Annotated in this window: 12 protein-coding genes; 8 read left to right on the top strand and 4 right to left on the bottom strand. The window is 58.4% G+C overall.

What is annotated here, in order from left to right:
- Positions 1 to 30: 30 nt before the first annotated feature.
- Positions 31 to 873, bottom strand: a complete 843-nt coding sequence (cysQ, locus tag I9H09_RS01160; RefSeq protein ID WP_236502461.1) for a 3'(2'),5'-bisphosphate nucleotidase CysQ — start codon at positions 871 to 873, stop codon at positions 31 to 33.
- Positions 870 to 1,436 (bottom strand): ADP compounds hydrolase NudE, encoded by a 567-nt coding sequence (gene nudE / locus I9H09_RS01155; protein WP_005895991.1) that lies wholly within the window; start codon positions 1,434 to 1,436, stop codon positions 870 to 872. Before nudE ends, cysQ begins: the two co-directional genes overlap by 4 nt.
- Before the next feature lie 96 nt (positions 1,437 to 1,532).
- Between nudE and yrfG the strand changes: the two genes are divergently transcribed.
- The 5 genes from yrfG to I9H09_RS01130 all read left to right on the top strand — a co-directional run bounded on the left by yrfG (position 1,533) and on the right by I9H09_RS01130 (position 7,121).
- Positions 1,533 to 2,195: a GMP/IMP nucleotidase gene (gene yrfG, locus I9H09_RS01150; RefSeq protein ID WP_024670242.1), complete on the top strand. Its 663-nt coding sequence runs from the start codon at positions 1,533 to 1,535 to the stop codon at positions 2,193 to 2,195.
- A gap of 117 nt (positions 2,196 to 2,312) precedes the next feature.
- Entirely contained in the window at positions 2,313 to 3,194 is an 882-nt protein-coding gene (locus tag I9H09_RS01145) for a LysR family transcriptional regulator (RefSeq protein WP_122346842.1), read from the top strand.
- Between the two features lie 103 nt (positions 3,195 to 3,297).
- Entirely contained in the window at positions 3,298 to 4,134 is an 837-nt protein-coding gene (gene fdhD, locus I9H09_RS01140; protein WP_122346843.1) for a formate dehydrogenase accessory sulfurtransferase FdhD, read from the top strand.
- Positions 4,131 to 6,467: an FdhF/YdeP family oxidoreductase gene (locus I9H09_RS01135; RefSeq protein WP_122324186.1), complete on the top strand. Its 2,337-nt coding sequence runs from the start codon at positions 4,131 to 4,133 to the stop codon at positions 6,465 to 6,467. Before fdhD ends, I9H09_RS01135 begins: the two co-directional genes overlap by 4 nt.
- Before the next feature lie 216 nt (positions 6,468 to 6,683).
- Entirely contained in the window at positions 6,684 to 7,121 is a 438-nt protein-coding gene (locus tag I9H09_RS01130) for a glycine zipper domain-containing protein (protein ID WP_005895984.1), read from the top strand.
- A gap of 71 nt (positions 7,122 to 7,192) precedes the next feature.
- On the opposite strand, the gene I9H09_RS01125 is transcribed toward I9H09_RS01130, so the two are convergent.
- A complete protein-coding gene (locus I9H09_RS01125) occupies positions 7,193 to 9,127 on the bottom strand; it encodes a RecQ family ATP-dependent DNA helicase (RefSeq protein WP_236502460.1) in 1,935 nt (644 codons plus the stop codon).
- A 148-nt stretch (positions 9,128 to 9,275) separates the two neighbouring features.
- On the opposite strand from I9H09_RS01125, the gene I9H09_RS01120 reads away from it, so the two are divergent.
- Positions 9,276 to 10,094 (top strand): hypothetical protein, encoded by an 819-nt coding sequence (locus I9H09_RS01120; protein WP_122312223.1) that lies wholly within the window; start codon positions 9,276 to 9,278, stop codon positions 10,092 to 10,094.
- Positions 10,095 to 10,719: 625 nt separating this feature from the next.
- Here the strand turns inward: I9H09_RS01120 and I9H09_RS01115 are convergent.
- On the bottom strand, positions 10,720 to 12,891 hold the full coding sequence (locus tag I9H09_RS01115; protein ID WP_122323625.1) for a M48 family metallopeptidase: 2,172 nt from the start codon (positions 12,889 to 12,891) through the stop codon (positions 10,720 to 10,722).
- A gap of 711 nt (positions 12,892 to 13,602) precedes the next feature.
- Here I9H09_RS01115 and I9H09_RS01110 point away from each other — a divergent pair.
- Together I9H09_RS01110 and tssB are read left to right on the top strand one after the other, a co-directional pair.
- The gene (locus I9H09_RS01110) at positions 13,603 to 14,352 is read left to right on the top strand and encodes a hypothetical protein (RefSeq protein ID WP_005895970.1); all 750 of its coding nucleotides are present in this window, start codon (positions 13,603 to 13,605) and stop codon (positions 14,350 to 14,352) included.
- 69 nt (positions 14,353 to 14,421) lie between these two features.
- On the top strand, positions 14,422 to 14,955 hold the full coding sequence (gene tssB / locus I9H09_RS01105) for a type VI secretion system contractile sheath small subunit (RefSeq protein ID WP_122346845.1): 534 nt from the start codon (positions 14,422 to 14,424) through the stop codon (positions 14,953 to 14,955).
- Position 14,956 lies beyond the last annotated feature (1 nt).

Genomic DNA, 14,956 nt, shown 5'->3' with positions numbered 1-14,956 from the left:
TCGGCTCGCTCACACAAGAGCGCGCCGGCTTCAGGACTGCGCCAGCACCAGCAGCTTGTCGCGCCATGCGGCGTTGGCGGGTAGCGCCAGGAAGAACGGGTTGAGCAGCGATTCGCGGGGCGGGTAGCTGAACGGCTTGCCGTCCAGCTGCAGCACGGCGCCTCCGGCACCCTCAAGCACGCCTTGCGCCGCAGCGGTGTCCCATTGCGAAGTCGGGGCCAGCCTGGGGTAGCAATCGGCAGCGCCTTCAGCCAGCAGGCAGAATTTCAACGAGCTGCCGATATTGGTCAGTTGCAAAGGTCCAAGCCCGCTGGCCAGACCGGCCAGCAAGTGCTCCTGCTCAGGGCTGGAATGGCGGCGGCTGGCGACCACAGTAAAGGTCTGTCCGTCACCAGACTGGTTGCGCATGGCAATCGGCTCGCAGTGATCGATGTCATCGCTGCGCCATGCACCGAGCCCGGCGCCACCGAAATAACAGCGGTTGTTGGTGGGCATCGAGACCACACCGAATACCACCTGGCCACGCTCGATCAGTGCGATATTGACGGTGAACTCTTCACTGCCGGAGATGAATTCCTTGGTGCCGTCCAGCGGATCGACCAGCCACCAGCGCTCCCAGTTCGCCCGTTCGCCGAGTGGGATATCGGCGTCCTCTTCGGAGAGCACATGAATGCTCGGATCAAGCGCCTGCAAGCCCTCGACCAGCACCTGATGCGCGGCCATATCGGCGGCCGTCACCGGTGAGTCATCCGCTTTGGTGGTCACGGTGACGTTGGCACGCCAGAACGGCAGGATCACCTCGCCCGCCAGTCGAGCCAGTTCTATTACGGGAGCAAGCAATGGATGGGGCAGCTTTTGCAACGAATCGGTCATGGCTGGAACAGTCCACGCTGGGTCAACAGGTCGCGGGTGAGGTACAACGCGGCCAGTGCCCGACCTTCGCTGAACTGCGCGTTCTGCGCCAGGCTCGACAGCTCCCGCAGGTTGATCCGGTCAACCCGGATCGGCTCAGGCTCGTCGCCCTCCAGCCGCTCTTCATAAAGCTCGGTAGCCAGCACCACCTGAATCTTCTGGCTCATGTAACCAGGCGACAACGACAGTTCGGTGAGCAGCTCCAGTTGTCGGGCACCAAACCCGGCTTCTTCCTTGAGCTCGCGGTTGGCAGCCGCCAGCACATCTTCGCCAGGCTCGATCAAACCCTTGGGCAAGGACAGCTCGTATTCATCCGTGCCGCCGCAATACTCTTCGATCAATACGGCGTGGTCGGCATCGAGCATTGCCACGATCATCACCGCGCCAGGGCCTGTGCCCCTGCTGGCCAGACGCTCGTAAGTCCGCTCGACGCCATTGGCAAAGCGCAATTGCAGCTCTTCAACGCGGAACAGACGACTGCTGGCGACGATTGCGCGGGCGAGTACGGTAGGTTTCTGACGCATGACAGGCTCCTTTACATGAACGAGGTACTATACCGAGCTTTTCCCGATGTCTGTGTCGGATATGCTTAACCGATATCAACCCCTGACGAGGCCAGAATGCTTTCCATGCCCTGGAGCGAAATCGATACCGTCCTGTTGGATATGGACGGTACGTTGCTCGACCTGCATTACGATGAACACTTCTGGATGCAGCATTTGCCACAACGTTACGCCGAACTTCACGGTATCAGTTTCGCCATGGCGTGGCTCGAGCTGAAGCCGCTGTTCGAGAATAACGCCGGCACGCTCAACTGGTACTGTCTGGATTTCTGGAGTACTGAACTGAAGCTGTCGGTTCGTGACCTGAAACGGGAAATTGCGCACATGATTGCGCTTCGCCCGGATGCCGAGACTTTTCTGGCGGCCATCAAGCAAGCCGGCAAGCGGGTGATCATGATCACCAACGCACATCGTGATTCGTTGTCATTGAAGATGGAGCGCATCGAACTGGCGCCCTATTTCGAACGCATGATCAGCTCTCATGATTACGGCTTTCCCAAAGAAAACCAGCAATTCTGGGATGCCCTGCAGGCTGAGACCGACTTTGATCCGGCACGCAGCCTGTTCATCGACGACACCCTGCCGGTCCTGCGCAGCGCCCGCCAATTCGGCGTTGCGCAGTTGCTGGCCGTCAGCCAGCCCAATAGCCAAAAAGGGCCGAAAGACACTGAGGAATTTGCCGCCGTGGAAGATTATCGGGAGCTGATCAAAGGGTTATGACGCCGACAGCTGCAGCCCTCGCAACTCGCGGGCTGCAGGCTTGCGAACCAGGTTGCTCGACCAACCCTCAGCCTGAGCGAGTAGAATCGACGGCCTGGACTGCCCACCGGAGGGAACATGGACATCAAGCAACTTAAATTTCTGATCGCCCTCGACGAAACAAGGCACTTCGGCCAAGCGGCTGCGCACTGCAATATCACCCAGCCGACCTTGTCGATGCGCCTGCGCAATCTGGAAGAAGAGCTTGGCTTGCCACTGGTCAACCGGGGCCAGCGTTTTGAAGGTTTCACAGCGCCTGGCGAACGGGTGCTGGCATGGGCGCGCACGGTGCTGGCCGCTTACGATGGCTTGCAGGCCGAAGCCGCTGCCTGTCGAGGGCATCTTGTCGGTACGCTGCGCCTGGGCGTGGTGCCATTATCGAGTTTCGATCCGCTGCCTTTGTTGCACCGATTGCATCAGCTGCATCCCAACCTGCGTTTTGAATTATCTTCACTCAGCTCCGAACAGGTGCTGGAGCAACTGGCAAGCAATCGTATCGATCTGGGCGTCTCCTATCTGGAGCGACTGGACAGTGAACGTTTCGACTCGCTGACCCTGGACGACACGCACATGGGCCTGCTGTATGACCGTCGGCATTTTTCATTCGGTGAAGATCCGCTGAGCTGGGCGGATCTTGTCGAGCTGCCACTGGGCATGCTGACCAGCGGCATGCATTTTCGGCAATCGATCGACCACAACTTCCACAGCCGCAACCTGCAACCTCACCCGCTGATCCAGACCGATGCCGTTCATCAGTTGCTTCAGGCGGTACATGGCGGCTTCTGCTGCGCAATCATGCCGCTGGATGGCGGTCTGGAAACGCTCACCGAGCACCTGCGTCTGCACCCGATTGCCGACGCACGGACATTGGCCCGGCTGGGCCTGATCATGCGCCGCAGTGCGCCGCGCTCGGCGCTGGCAGAAGCCTGTTTTGCACTGGTAGCAGAAATCCCTCGCTGACGTGCTGATCGACGTCATCTATCGGCATATCGGCATTAGCGATTAGACGATAGCCAATAAGACGCCTAGTCTTGCAGATGTCAATCTGCCGGTACCTAAGCCCATGCACGTCACGCGCAAGGCCAGCTCGGCGCCCGTTGCTGCGCCAGCCCCTGAAGCAAGTCAGACCTACAGCTACTCGAACCTCGAGGGGCGGGACGCTGCACGCAATGCGCTCGCCGAAGAAGTGGCATTGGCCATCGCCTACAACGGCATCAGCCAGGCCGTCATGCTGGTCAGCCCGACCGACCTCGAAGACTTCATCGTCGGTTTCAGCCTGGGCAGCGGGATCATTGCCGCGCGTGATGAAATCTACGACTTCAAACTCAGCGGATGCGGCTCGGCGATGCAGGCCGATGTCGAGATATCCAGCCGCGCCTTCTGGGAACTCAAGCAGCAGCGCAGGCAACTGGCTGGCACCAGCGGTTGCGGGCTGTGCGGCGTCGAAGCGGTCGAGCAGGCACTGCCTGAACTGAACGTCTTGCCCGGTGCGCCTCTGCCGCCGATTGAATGGCTGGAAGGCCTGCGCCAGCGTATCGGCGAGTTCCAGCCCCTTGGCCGGCATTGCGGTGCCGTGCATGCGGCAGTGTTCATGGACGGCGCCGGCCAGTTGCTGCTGGGCCGTGAAGACATCGGCCGACACAATGCGCTGGACAAGCTGATCGGCGCGCTCATCCGCCAGGACATACCTGTGCAAGGCGGCGTGGCCATCGTGACCAGCCGCTGCAGCCTGGAACTGATTCAGAAAGTATTACGCGCCGGCATCCAGACACTGATCAGCCTGTCGTCGCCCACCGGTCTTGCCCTGCAATGGGCTCGCCGTCACAACCTCAATTTAATTCACCTGCCGCAGCACAGTGCGCCGCGGGTCTATAGCCCTGCGATGGAGATTCAACCGTGAGCACTCATCACCAAGCCGACAAGACTCCTATCCCCCGCTACAAGCCATACAAAGGTGCGGCAGGCGGTTGGGGCGCACTGATCAGCGTGACGCAACACTGGCTGGGCAGTGACAACGCGCTGAAGAACCTGCGCATGATGCTCAAGACCAACCAGAACGGCGGTTTCGACTGCCCGGGCTGCGCGTGGGGCGATTCGCCGGAAAGCGGCATGGTCAAGTTCTGCGAGAACGGCGCCAAGGCCGTCAACTGGGAAGCCACCAAACGCCGCGTCGATCCGGCCTTCTTCGCCCGTCACAGCGTCAGCTCCCTGATGGAGCAAAGCGACTACTGGCTTGAGTATCAGGGCCGTCTGACCGAGCCGATGGTTTACGACGCAGAAACCGACCGTTACAAGCCTGTCAGCTGGGACAACGCCTTCTCGCTGATCGCCAAACACCTGAATAACCTGCCCAGCCCGAACATGGCCGAGTTCTACACGTCGGGCCGGGCCAGCAACGAAGCCGCGTACCTGTACCAGCTGTTCGTGCGCGCCTTCGGTACCAACAACTTCCCTGACTGCTCGAACATGTGCCACGAAGCCAGTGGCGTTGCGTTGTCGCAAAGCGTGGGTGTGGGTAAAGGCACTGTGACGTTCGAAGACTTCGAACACGCCGACGCCATTTTCGTCCTCGGCCAGAACCCTGGCACCAACCACCCGCGCATGCTTGAACCGCTGCGTGAAGCAGTACAGCGCGGCGCTCAGGTGGTATGTGTCAACCCCCTCAAGGAGCGCGGTCTGGAGCGTTTCCAGCATCCGCAGCACCCGGTCGAGATGCTCACCAACGGTGACCGTCCAACCAACACCGCTTACTTTCGTCCTGCACTGGGTGGTGACATGGCATTGCTGCGCGGCATGGCCAAGTTCCTGCTGCGCTGGGAGCGCGAAGCGCAGCTGGCCAACGAAGCATCGGTGTTTGACCACGCCTTCCTCAACGAACACACCGAAGGTGTGCTGGACTATCTGGCAGCTATTGATGACACGTCATGGGACGAGATCGTCGAGCAGTCCGGCCTGCCTCTGACTGACATCGAACAGTCGGCGCGCATGTACGCCAAAGGCAAGAACGTCATCATGTGCTGGGCGATGGGTATCACCCAGCATCGCCACTCGGTCGCGACCATCCAGGAAATTTCCAACCTGATGCTGCTGCGCGGCAACATTGGCCGTCCGGGTGCCGGTCTGTGCCCGGTTCGTGGTCACAGCAACGTGCAGGGCGACCGCACTATGGGCATCAACGAACGTCCACCGGCGTTCTTCCTTGATGCACTGGAAAAACGCTTCCAGTTCCAGGTACCGCGCGACAACGGCCATAACGTCGTCGAAGCGATTCACGCCATGGCCGAAGGGCGCTCCAAGGTGTTCATCGCGCTGGGCGGCAACTTCGCACAGGCAACCCCGGACAGCCATCGCACCGCCGAAGCACTCAGCAAATGCGACCTGACGGTGCAAATCAGCACGAAGCTCAACCGCAGCCACCTGTTCCACGGCAAGGACGCGCTGATCCTGCCATGCTTCGGTCGAACCGATATCGACATGCAGGGCGAAGGCCCGCAAGCGGTCACAGTGGAAGACTCGTTCAGCATGGTGCATGCGTCCAACGGTCAGTTGCAGCCACTGTCGAAGCAGATGCGTTCGGAGCCAGCGATCATTGCCGGCATCGCCCACGCCACACTCGGCAAAAAGCCGGTGGACTGGCTGTGGCTGGTGCAGGACTACAACCGTATTCGTGATCTGATTGCCGACACCATTCCGGGTTTCAAGGACTTCAACGAGCGCCTTAAGCACCCGGGCGGCTTCTACCTGGGTAACGCCGCCGGTGCTCGCCGCTGGAACACTGCGTCGACCCGCGCCAACTTCAAGCCCAACGCCCTGCCGTTGAAGCTGATCCATGAAGGCATCAGTTCGACCGGCGAGGTTCCGGACCTGATCATGCAGTCGATGCGTTCCCACGATCAGTACAACACTACGATCTACGGCCTTGATGACCGTTATCGCGGTGTAAAAGGTCAGCGTGATGTGCTGTTCGTCAACGAGGCGGACATTATTCGCCTGGGCTTCCAGCCAGGCCAGAAAGCCGACCTGATCTCAATCTGGGGCGACAACCGCGAGCGCCGCGTGAAAGGCTTCACCCTGTTGCCGTTTGACATTCCAGCCGGTCAAGCTGCAGCTTACTACCCAGAGGTCAACCCATTGGTGCCGCTGGAAAGCGTCGGTGAAGGCAGCAGCACGCCGACATCGAAGTTTGTCGCGATACGACTTGAGCGTTCAGCAGAGTCGGCACGGATTATCTAACGCACAGGGTCGTTTGAATCCGCCCACAAAAAAGGCCCGTTTCAATTGAAACGGGCCTTTTGCAAGTAACCTGAGACTGCATTTTCTGATTTTAGTTCCTTAGCTAAAACAGTAACTTAGGCTTATTTGTGGCAAACGTGTTACTCGTCGGATTTGAATTGCTACATTCTTCACTTGACACCAATATCGCGCCGTCATCCCTATGAGATTCCACACATGAAGTATTCCTCGATACTGTTGTTGTCTCTTACCCTGATCGGCGGTGCAGCCTCTGCAGGCAATCTCGAGTCAGGCGTAGGCGGAGCATTGGGTGGGGTACTCGGTTCGGCCGTCGGTCAACAGCTCGGCGGCAACACCGGTTCAGCGATTGGCGCTGGCGTTGGCGGTGCAGCCGGTGGCGCAGTCGGCGCAGACCGTCGCAATCGTACAGAAGCCGCTATTGGCGGTGGTCTGGGCGCAGCAGGCGGTAACGTTCTGGGCCGCAGCGTCGGCGGCAGTACCGGCAGCCTGGTCGGTTCAGCGGTAGGTGGCGGTGGCGGTGCCATGGCGGGCAACTACATGGGCAACAAAAGCCGCAGTGACGACCGTCGTGAATACCGTGGTAATGGTCATCGCCCCAAACACCACGGTCATCGTGGTCGCTATCGCGACTGACCTGATCGCCTGAACGTTGGTGCATCAACAACCGGCCGCTCTCGAGCGGCCGGTTGTCGTTCTGGCTGGTCTCAGCTTTCAGCCGTCGTCTGCACCCACGCCCTTACCTGCGCATAAGGGTAATCTTCCAGCACGGCAAAACCTGCGGTCGCGCGGGCTTTCAGCTTAGTGAACAGCGGCACACTGATACCGCAGAGGAAACGCGTCAGGCATTCAGTACTCGGCGGGTGGCCAGTGTAATCCTGGTGCTTGTGGATAAAACCTCCGCACAGTTGCTGAAAATCACGGTTCGGCAACGGCTCCAATGCCGGCGGCTCGGGCAGGTGGGCAACTTCACCGTGGCAGACCGAACAATGCCCACAGCGCTCAGGTGCCTTGTGGTCGCCGAAATAGCGGGCCAGTCGATGGGTCAGGCACTGATCGCTGGAGAACACATCAAGCATTGCGTGAATGCGCGCCACTTCGGTGGCTTCATGATGGACGAAATAGTCGTGAAGCTCGGTGCTCAGCGCCTGCGGATCGAAATCGCTGCGCAGCAGGCTGTACACCTCGGTCATCTGTTTGCTTTCAAGCTCGATCCAGCCCTTTTCCTGAAAGTAGTCCAATGCCTTGACCACACGCGCGCGCTCGGCGCCGTATTGCTGATACATCGCATCAAAGTTCACCGTGGCCCAGGTCCGCGCCCTGCTGGATGTGTCGATCAGCGCCTGCACGAACTGTTGCCGCTCCCCTTCGAAGCGCGCCATCAGGTCATTGGGTTGTAGCAGGAACTTGAAACGGTATTCCGCAAAGTACGCGTATCGCGGTGCGATGATCCCGCGCAGCTCAAGTTGTACCAGCAGTGTCTTCAGCGGCAACTGACGAATGTTGCTGAGATCTGCCAGCGGCCCGAGCAGAAATTCCCATTGGCCGTCCTGGCGCGCATTGAGTAGATCCTCCAGCACACGCGCAATACCCTCACGCTCTGGCGTGTCGCCATACACGAAGTTTTCCAGCACGTTGAGGCTGTCGCGATTAGCCAGCACCAGACAATCGGACGCGGCACCATCGCGCCCTGCCCGGCCGATTTCCTGGCTGTAGTTTTCGATGGATTTGGGCAGATCGAAATGCACCACGTTGCGAATGTCGCTTTTGTCGATGCCCATCCCGAACGCGATGGTGGCCACGATGCAGTTGAGGCTGCCGTCCATGAAGCGTTTCTGGATCGACTCGCGCTGATCGTTGGGCAATCCGGCATGGTAGGCGCTGGCGGGTAGCCTGTTCTGCTCAAGATGTGCAGCGATGTGCTCAGCGGTCTTTTGCAGGGTCACGTAAACAATGGTGGGCTGCCCCTGTCGCTCGTTGAGCCATTCGACCAGACGTCGTCTTTTGTCACGCCCGCTGACTGGCTTGACCCACAAATGCAGGTTGGCGCGGTAGAAGCCGGTGGTGACCACGTCGTCCGGGGCAATGGCGAATTTGTCCTGCATATCGATAATGACTTGCGGCGTGGCAGTCGCGGTAAGCAGCAAGGTCTGAGGGATATTGAATTCGCGCTGATAGTCCGGCAGTTTCAGGTAGTCGGGCCGGAAGTTATGCCCCCATTCCGATATACAATGCGCCTCGTCGACCACCAGCAAGGAAATCGGCACTTGAGCGATAAAATTCCGGAAGCGCTCATTCTTGAGGCGCTCGACCGAAATCATCAGGATTTTCAGCTCCCCGGAACGCGCCCTTGCCATCACGTCAGCGACATCATCACGACTCTGCGCCGAATCGATACTTGCTGCCGAAATGCCGTGACGATGCAAAAAGGCCAGTTGATCCTGAATAAGCGCCAGCAAAGGCGACACCACAAGCGTCAAATGCGGCAACATCAGCGCGGGCAATTGGTAACATAGCGACTTGCCTGAGCCAGTCGGAAAGATGGCCGCCGCCGAACGCCTCGCCAGCACTGCACTAATGGCTGCCTCCTGCCCCGGTCGGAACTGGGTGTACCCAAAAACCTGTTCAAGACGCTGGTGCATTCGTGGTCCTTTCATCAGTCAACAAAACGGTCACAACCTTAGCGCGCCAGCGCTCGATGCACATAGCGCCAAAACGTTGCAGAAACTCTACCCACCGGCCGATATCATTGTAATATCACGACCGAACATCGCTTGATCAGGAGCAGGAATGGATTCCCTACAACAACCCGAAGACGATGGGATCATCCACATTCAGCGCCTCGTGCCCGGTCAGGTCGATGTGGTGCTGGGCTCCCATCCACGTCGCATGCGCGTCGATACGCCTCGCCGTTCACGCCCTTATGGCCTGTGGCTGGCGTGTCTTATAGCTGCAGCCTGCGTCGCCGGCCTGGTCGCCTCACATACGCGAAGTCCAAAAGCGCTGGCAGTAACGCCTGTGGTGCAGTCCATACCTGAAACCGAGACAGCCGAGGCCGAGACGCAGCCCTTGGCCGCCAATACTGCGCCCTCGCACATTCGAAAAACCGCAGAGCTTGTGCCGATCGCGGCCACTTTGGCGCCCCCCGCCCCTGTGCAACCTCTGGATGACTGCATGAAAAACGGCAACGTCATCGATGAGGCGGTGGCGAACTGTCGATTTGGCCAGCTTCCTCGCCCCGCTCAGGCAGAACCGGCAAAAGGCATGGTGTCTGCAGGCTATATGGCCGATTTCAAGGCAGATGCTTCACGCAATTCCACGCGCTCGTCCAGGCCTTACAACGTAGCGACGGCCTCCATTCGCGAAGCGGACGGCAGAAACCGCTACCGCGCGCAGTGGCGGGTGTACGGCAACACGATCGATGCTGACAGCGTTTGCGAAAACTTCGCCATTCGTTCATTCGAACGACGCGAGTGTCGCAAGGCGGCAGAGGTCAACTTCAGGGAAGAGTGCCGCGAGTGGACCAAGCGCGCCGTCAGAAATCGCGACGAGGACAGTAAAAAAGCCCAGCAGCGCTATTGTGAAGTGACTGCGACTTTCTCACCCTGAAAAACAAGCCTGCGACGCTCTGCCACAGTAGTTTTGCCGGTATTTGCTAATTTCCGGTGGATGGCCGGGCACCTGATAATCTGCAAAAACGTACACATGTATAGCCAATGGCTTACACGCAATGAAGCGAATGGCTATTTTACACCTGCTGTCAGAACCGTAAGATTGGATCCAACAACTGGTGAACAAGGAGTTCGCTAGGATCAGGGACGATCGACAATCGCCGGGAAGGCAGCCGACAGGGAGTTGGAATGGTCTTGGTACAAACCCGCTTCGGCGGGTTTTTTATTGCCTGCGATTTTTGCCTGCAAACGATCGGCATGTGCAAAGATTTTTCCTGACGTCAAATGCCCTGCCTCTCGTCCCCTCTCTTGAGGCCGACCCGACGAGGTATAGCGAAAGGCTTACACGCGCTGGAGGAAGTTGGCTATTTCCGACCCTTCCCAAGCCTCGTAATATTGGATCCATCAAGTGGTGAACAGGAGTTCACCACGATCAAGGATGATCGACCATCGCCTCGGAGGCAGCCGACAGGGAGTCGGGATGGTCTTGGAAAAACCCGCTTCGGCGGGTTTTTTATTGCCTGCAGAAAAGCCCCCGCGCTTTACGTCAACCCGCTCACAGCTTATCGCTTGCCCTGCTTGAAGCGCTGCTGCAGCAAATGTCGCGCAGTACCCGCGTTGACGTAATCCGCGAGCAGTTGGCCCAGCTCGTCGGGCTTGAGCTTTTTGCCGTCACAGCAGAACTGCGCCAGCATCAGAATGATCTGACGCTTTTTCGCGTGGACTTTCGCGTTCGGCATAGAGAACGAACGTGACGCGCGCTCGGGCAAGGGTGCATCGTCTTCCAGATAAAGGGTCAGAATGGTCCCATAGGCGACATGCAGACCGAAATCAGCGATGTGGTGGACCGGGACGGGGGACTTAAGGTTCGCGAACACGAAGTGATCGGGAGTAAGCGCCAGGGCGGTCTTGTCGGCTCGCAGGCACAGACGCAGCAAGGCTGGCAGCAGAATGAGCATGAACATCGTCAAGATGCCCCCGGCAATCAGCATATGATTTCGTTTGTCTGTAATCGTCTCTGGCAATGACAGCGATTTGACCATCAAAAAAATGCCCAGCACCAGCAGAGAACCGAGGAATACGCTGAGTAGCGCACCCCGCAGAAACGCGCCTTCATGCAAAGCAACGTCACCGGTGACAGTGCTCGCTTGGGCACGCAGTTCGGTCACCACCTCAGCATCATTTGCCACATGATGCTTGATGAAGTCCTCGGTAAGACGAGTGCGCAGTGCCTGAGGGTTGGTGAAGTAATGGTCCATTGCGGCGCGGGCCTGGGCTGCCACGACAGGCCGGGTGCCGGTGCGGATCGCCTCGTCGGCAGCAACCTGCAGCGCGGCGATACGCTCGCCGTTTGAAGGGTGCGTGTCCGAGGGATGCGGGAGCTGTACGCCCATTTCTTCGTCAGGCAGCGTGAATGCTTTGTCGGCCAGCCCGTGCAACACGCTGTCTGGCAGATCCTTGGTGAATACTTCACCGCGCCTGGGGTTGGTGGCACGCGCAATGTGCGCGTAGATGCGCTCCTGCAACAGCGGATCAATGGCCGAGATACGCACCAGCGCCGAGGCCGCTGGCGCAGTACCGGCCAGGCTCGCACCCGCAGCATCGGCAGCCAGCTCGCGGACGCGGCTCCAGTGGTTGACGGCGTGATCGAAGCTTTCCATCAAGTAGAGGCCCAGCGTGAATGCCGGCCGCAAAAGCGTGCGCGGCAGTAAATCGCTGACCAGCATGGTTTCTGCAATCACGCCCAGGCTGCGACCGATGCCGTCGTAAATCGGCAGAAAGCGCAGGCTGTACTCGGTGTCCTCGCCAGCAAAGTGTGCCAGCTCATGACCAATCACCGCACTGGTCTCGGCGGCATCGAGCAGCCCCAGGTACATGATTGGCACATACAGGGTTCGCCCCTTGAGCACGACTTCGGACGGAAGAAGGGAGACGTCGCTCGATGTGACGTAAAAGCCTTCAGCCATGCCCAGCACGATGTGATCCGGCGACAACGCGCCGAGCCGCTCAGCCAGTTCGCGAACATAAGTCCAAAGCACCGGCGCCTCGTCGGCCGTGACTTGCCGCCCCAGAACCTGCATCGCGACAGGTTCGAACATGCGCAGCATGACGCGCAGCTGCTTACCCATGTGCCAGATCGAATACAGGCACGCAGCGACCACCATCAGTACCACGATGATCAATTTGAGCTCGCCCGCCGACATACGCCCCAAGTGCCACATCCCAAGGGCTTCAAAGCTGAGGATGGCAGAGACTGCCGCGCCCATCGCGACGATGTGCCCCACCAATACAAAAGGCATAACACGACTGACCCGGCTGAAGGTATGCAGCAATCGCTCGCGGGAATGGAGTGCGCGCGAGCCGGCCCATTTAAGCCCTGCCAGCCCGACAGCGCCGACCAGAGCAGCCAGCAGGCCAAGGATAATGACAGCCCGGGCCAGCCAGGTGGTTACGTTGCCCAGCACCAGCACAGTGCCGAGCCCCTCTTGTGCCTCTTCGAGACGAGACAGCGCCATCGAGATACTGAGATTTTCTCCGTCTATCTCGATAGTCCGGGTAAGCGCGCTGGGCGATCTGGCAAGTTTTTCGAGAGAGGGACGAGCATGCAACAGGTCAGCCTGGATCTCGGTCAGCCGCTGAGTGTTGTCGAGACTGCGCTGTAACTGCCAGACGCCCACCAGATTCAGGCCCAGGGGCAGCAAAATGAGTACAGCAATAAGCTTGTAGATTTTCATGAGGCAGGCTCAAGAGGTGCGTCGCTGCTGGCTATCCTTGGCGAGCACAGGTCCATGAGACAAAGCGCCACTGGCGCATGCGTACAGGCGCATCCACCTTGCATCACTGCAGAAGGGTATTGCGCTGACGGCGTTATACCGCGTTCCACGCGAAGATGTAACAACGTCGCGCAACCGATCAACCGCGCTTCTCACGGCTGTGCACTGAGTCACGCTCGGGACGAAAAAAGACTCGAGGTGCCATCATTTTTCTTCGCGACAATTCATTTCGATTTTCATCGTGTCAGCGTTAAACCCCGAAAACTAATCCTTCGTCGCTTAATCGGTTCATCTTTTTAAGCTTAATTTGACGCCGGAAAAGCATACGAGCACACGGCCTAAACCCTTTGAAATCAAAGCCTGAGCTTATATGCAGGGCGCAATCTAATACCGTGATAGCATATGGACATCATTGCTTAGTGTAACAAAACCGAGAAAATATCTACCGTCTGTAGGAACTTTCCTACCAAAAGTACTGCCATAGACCACATTGCTGGCTATACGATTCCTATATGCCAGTACAAGATCCTTCCTCATTATGTCCGTGCGTTTTGCAGTGATTCATTTCAAAACCACTTCGTGAGCAGGTGTGCAGTCGAGAAACTCGCAGCCCCTCCCCGTCCCCGGTCTGATCCGGGAAGCGGTCGTGAAGGGTTCAAGGACGATGTACCGATGACTCAGACGTTCGATATAGAAGCATTGATCAAGCTGCGCAAACAGACGCGCGCTATTTCCGACGCGCTCAAGGTGCAGGCGTCCGACTATCTGTCGACCCTGGCGTTGCTGATACGCCCGCAGACATTCTTCGGTGAATACCTGCAGGGCGCACAACGTAGCAGTGGTCGCGAGACACAGCACCACTTCAAAGAGCTCAAGGAGCTCTATGACCGCATTGCATCGGCAGAGCCGTTCAAGCTGGTCAACGAACTGGAAGTGCCACTGAACCTGATCAGCACGACGCCTGAGCTGTTCCCGCTTGAATACGACATGGTGCTGTCACAAAGCGGGCAGACCATTCGCATCACCAGCCCGGTTCGCTGGGTGGTGGGCTTCAACTCGTTCGAGCTGGCGCAGTTTCGCAAAGTGATCAAGGACCCGAATCGCAGCAGCGCAGAGCTGTATCGCTACGTTGTGCATTATCTGGTGCTGTTCTATTGCCTGAGCAAGTCGCCGGGCATGAGCCGCCTGTTCGAAGGGCTGCGCTTTCCGGTCAGTTTCGAGCGTTTGAAAGACTTCGGCGATCTGCCGTTTTGTGTGATCAGTTCACCTGTGCGCTCCGAGCTGCCGGATGAATCGGTCATCCGCAACAGCACGCAGATCGCAGGTAATACAAGCTTCGAAGAGTTGGTCGGACACGAAAATATTCTGGAAATGAACGATGAAATCCGTCAGCGCCTTTTGCTGACGATTGAAGGACTCTAATCGCGCCTGGCCTGCAGCAGGCCCGGTACGCAAACGACTTGCAGCGAGTTGCTCGCACAGGAGATGACGATGGCGAAGAAGGAAAGTACCCAGCACAAGCTTGACCGCGTTCGCGCGCCTCGGGTCCACATTACCTACGACGTCGATATCGGCGATGCTCAGGAAAAGAAAGAGCTGCCATTCGTCGTAGGCGTTTTGGGGGATTTCTCCGGCAACCCGCTGGAGCCGCTGCCCAAGCTGAAGGATCGCAAGTTCATCTTCATTGATCGAGACAACTTCAACGGCGTTCTCAAGGGCATCAAGCCGCGCCTGTCCTATCGCGTCGACAATACGCTGGCCAAAGACGGTACTCAGCTCGGCGTCGAGTTGAACTTCAATGCGCTTGAAGACTTCGAGCCACAGAACGTGGTGCGTCAGGTCGAGCCGCTGCGCAAGCTGCTGGAAGTGCGCAACAAGCTGGCTGACCTGCGCAACAAGATGGGAGGCAACGACAAGCTTGAAGAGCTGCTGATGGACGTGTTGCAGAACACTGAAAAGCTTAAAACCCTGGGCAAGGAGTTCGGTCGCGAAGCAGCCGTTCCAGCCACCGATAGCAAAGAGTAAG

Source organism: Pseudomonas tremae (assembly GCF_023278125.1).
GTDB lineage: Bacteria > Pseudomonadota > Gammaproteobacteria > Pseudomonadales > Pseudomonadaceae > Aquipseudomonas > Aquipseudomonas tremae.
Note: the sequence above shows the minus strand (reverse complement) of the source record. Positions and strands in the feature narration are given on the sequence as shown.

What these genes read in the sequence shown, in the direction of transcription:
- I9H09_RS01130 (WP_005895984.1), top strand. Translation starts at nt 6,684, where the DNA reads ATGAAGTATTCCTCGATACTGTTGTTGTCTCTTACCCTGATCGGCGGT.
- cysQ (WP_236502461.1), bottom strand. Translation starts at nt 873, where the DNA reads ATGACCGATTCGTTGCAAAAGCTGCCCCATCCATTGCTTGCTCCCGTA.
- tssB (WP_122346845.1), top strand. Translation starts at nt 14,422, where the DNA reads ATGGCGAAGAAGGAAAGTACCCAGCACAAGCTTGACCGCGTTCGCGCG.
- nudE (WP_005895991.1), bottom strand. Translation starts at nt 1,436, where the DNA reads ATGCGTCAGAAACCTACCGTACTCGCCCGCGCAATCGTCGCCAGCAGT.
- I9H09_RS01120 (WP_122312223.1), top strand. Translation starts at nt 9,276, where the DNA reads ATGGATTCCCTACAACAACCCGAAGACGATGGGATCATCCACATTCAG.
- I9H09_RS01125 (WP_236502460.1), bottom strand. Translation starts at nt 9,127, where the DNA reads ATGCACCAGCGTCTTGAACAGGTTTTTGGGTACACCCAGTTCCGACCG.
- yrfG (WP_024670242.1), top strand. Translation starts at nt 1,533, where the DNA reads ATGCTTTCCATGCCCTGGAGCGAAATCGATACCGTCCTGTTGGATATG.
- I9H09_RS01110 (WP_005895970.1), top strand. Translation starts at nt 13,603, where the DNA reads ATGACTCAGACGTTCGATATAGAAGCATTGATCAAGCTGCGCAAACAG.
- I9H09_RS01145 (WP_122346842.1), top strand. Translation starts at nt 2,313, where the DNA reads ATGGACATCAAGCAACTTAAATTTCTGATCGCCCTCGACGAAACAAGG.
- I9H09_RS01115 (WP_122323625.1), bottom strand. Translation starts at nt 12,891, where the DNA reads ATGAAAATCTACAAGCTTATTGCTGTACTCATTTTGCTGCCCCTGGGC.
- fdhD (WP_122346843.1), top strand. Translation starts at nt 3,298, where the DNA reads ATGCACGTCACGCGCAAGGCCAGCTCGGCGCCCGTTGCTGCGCCAGCC.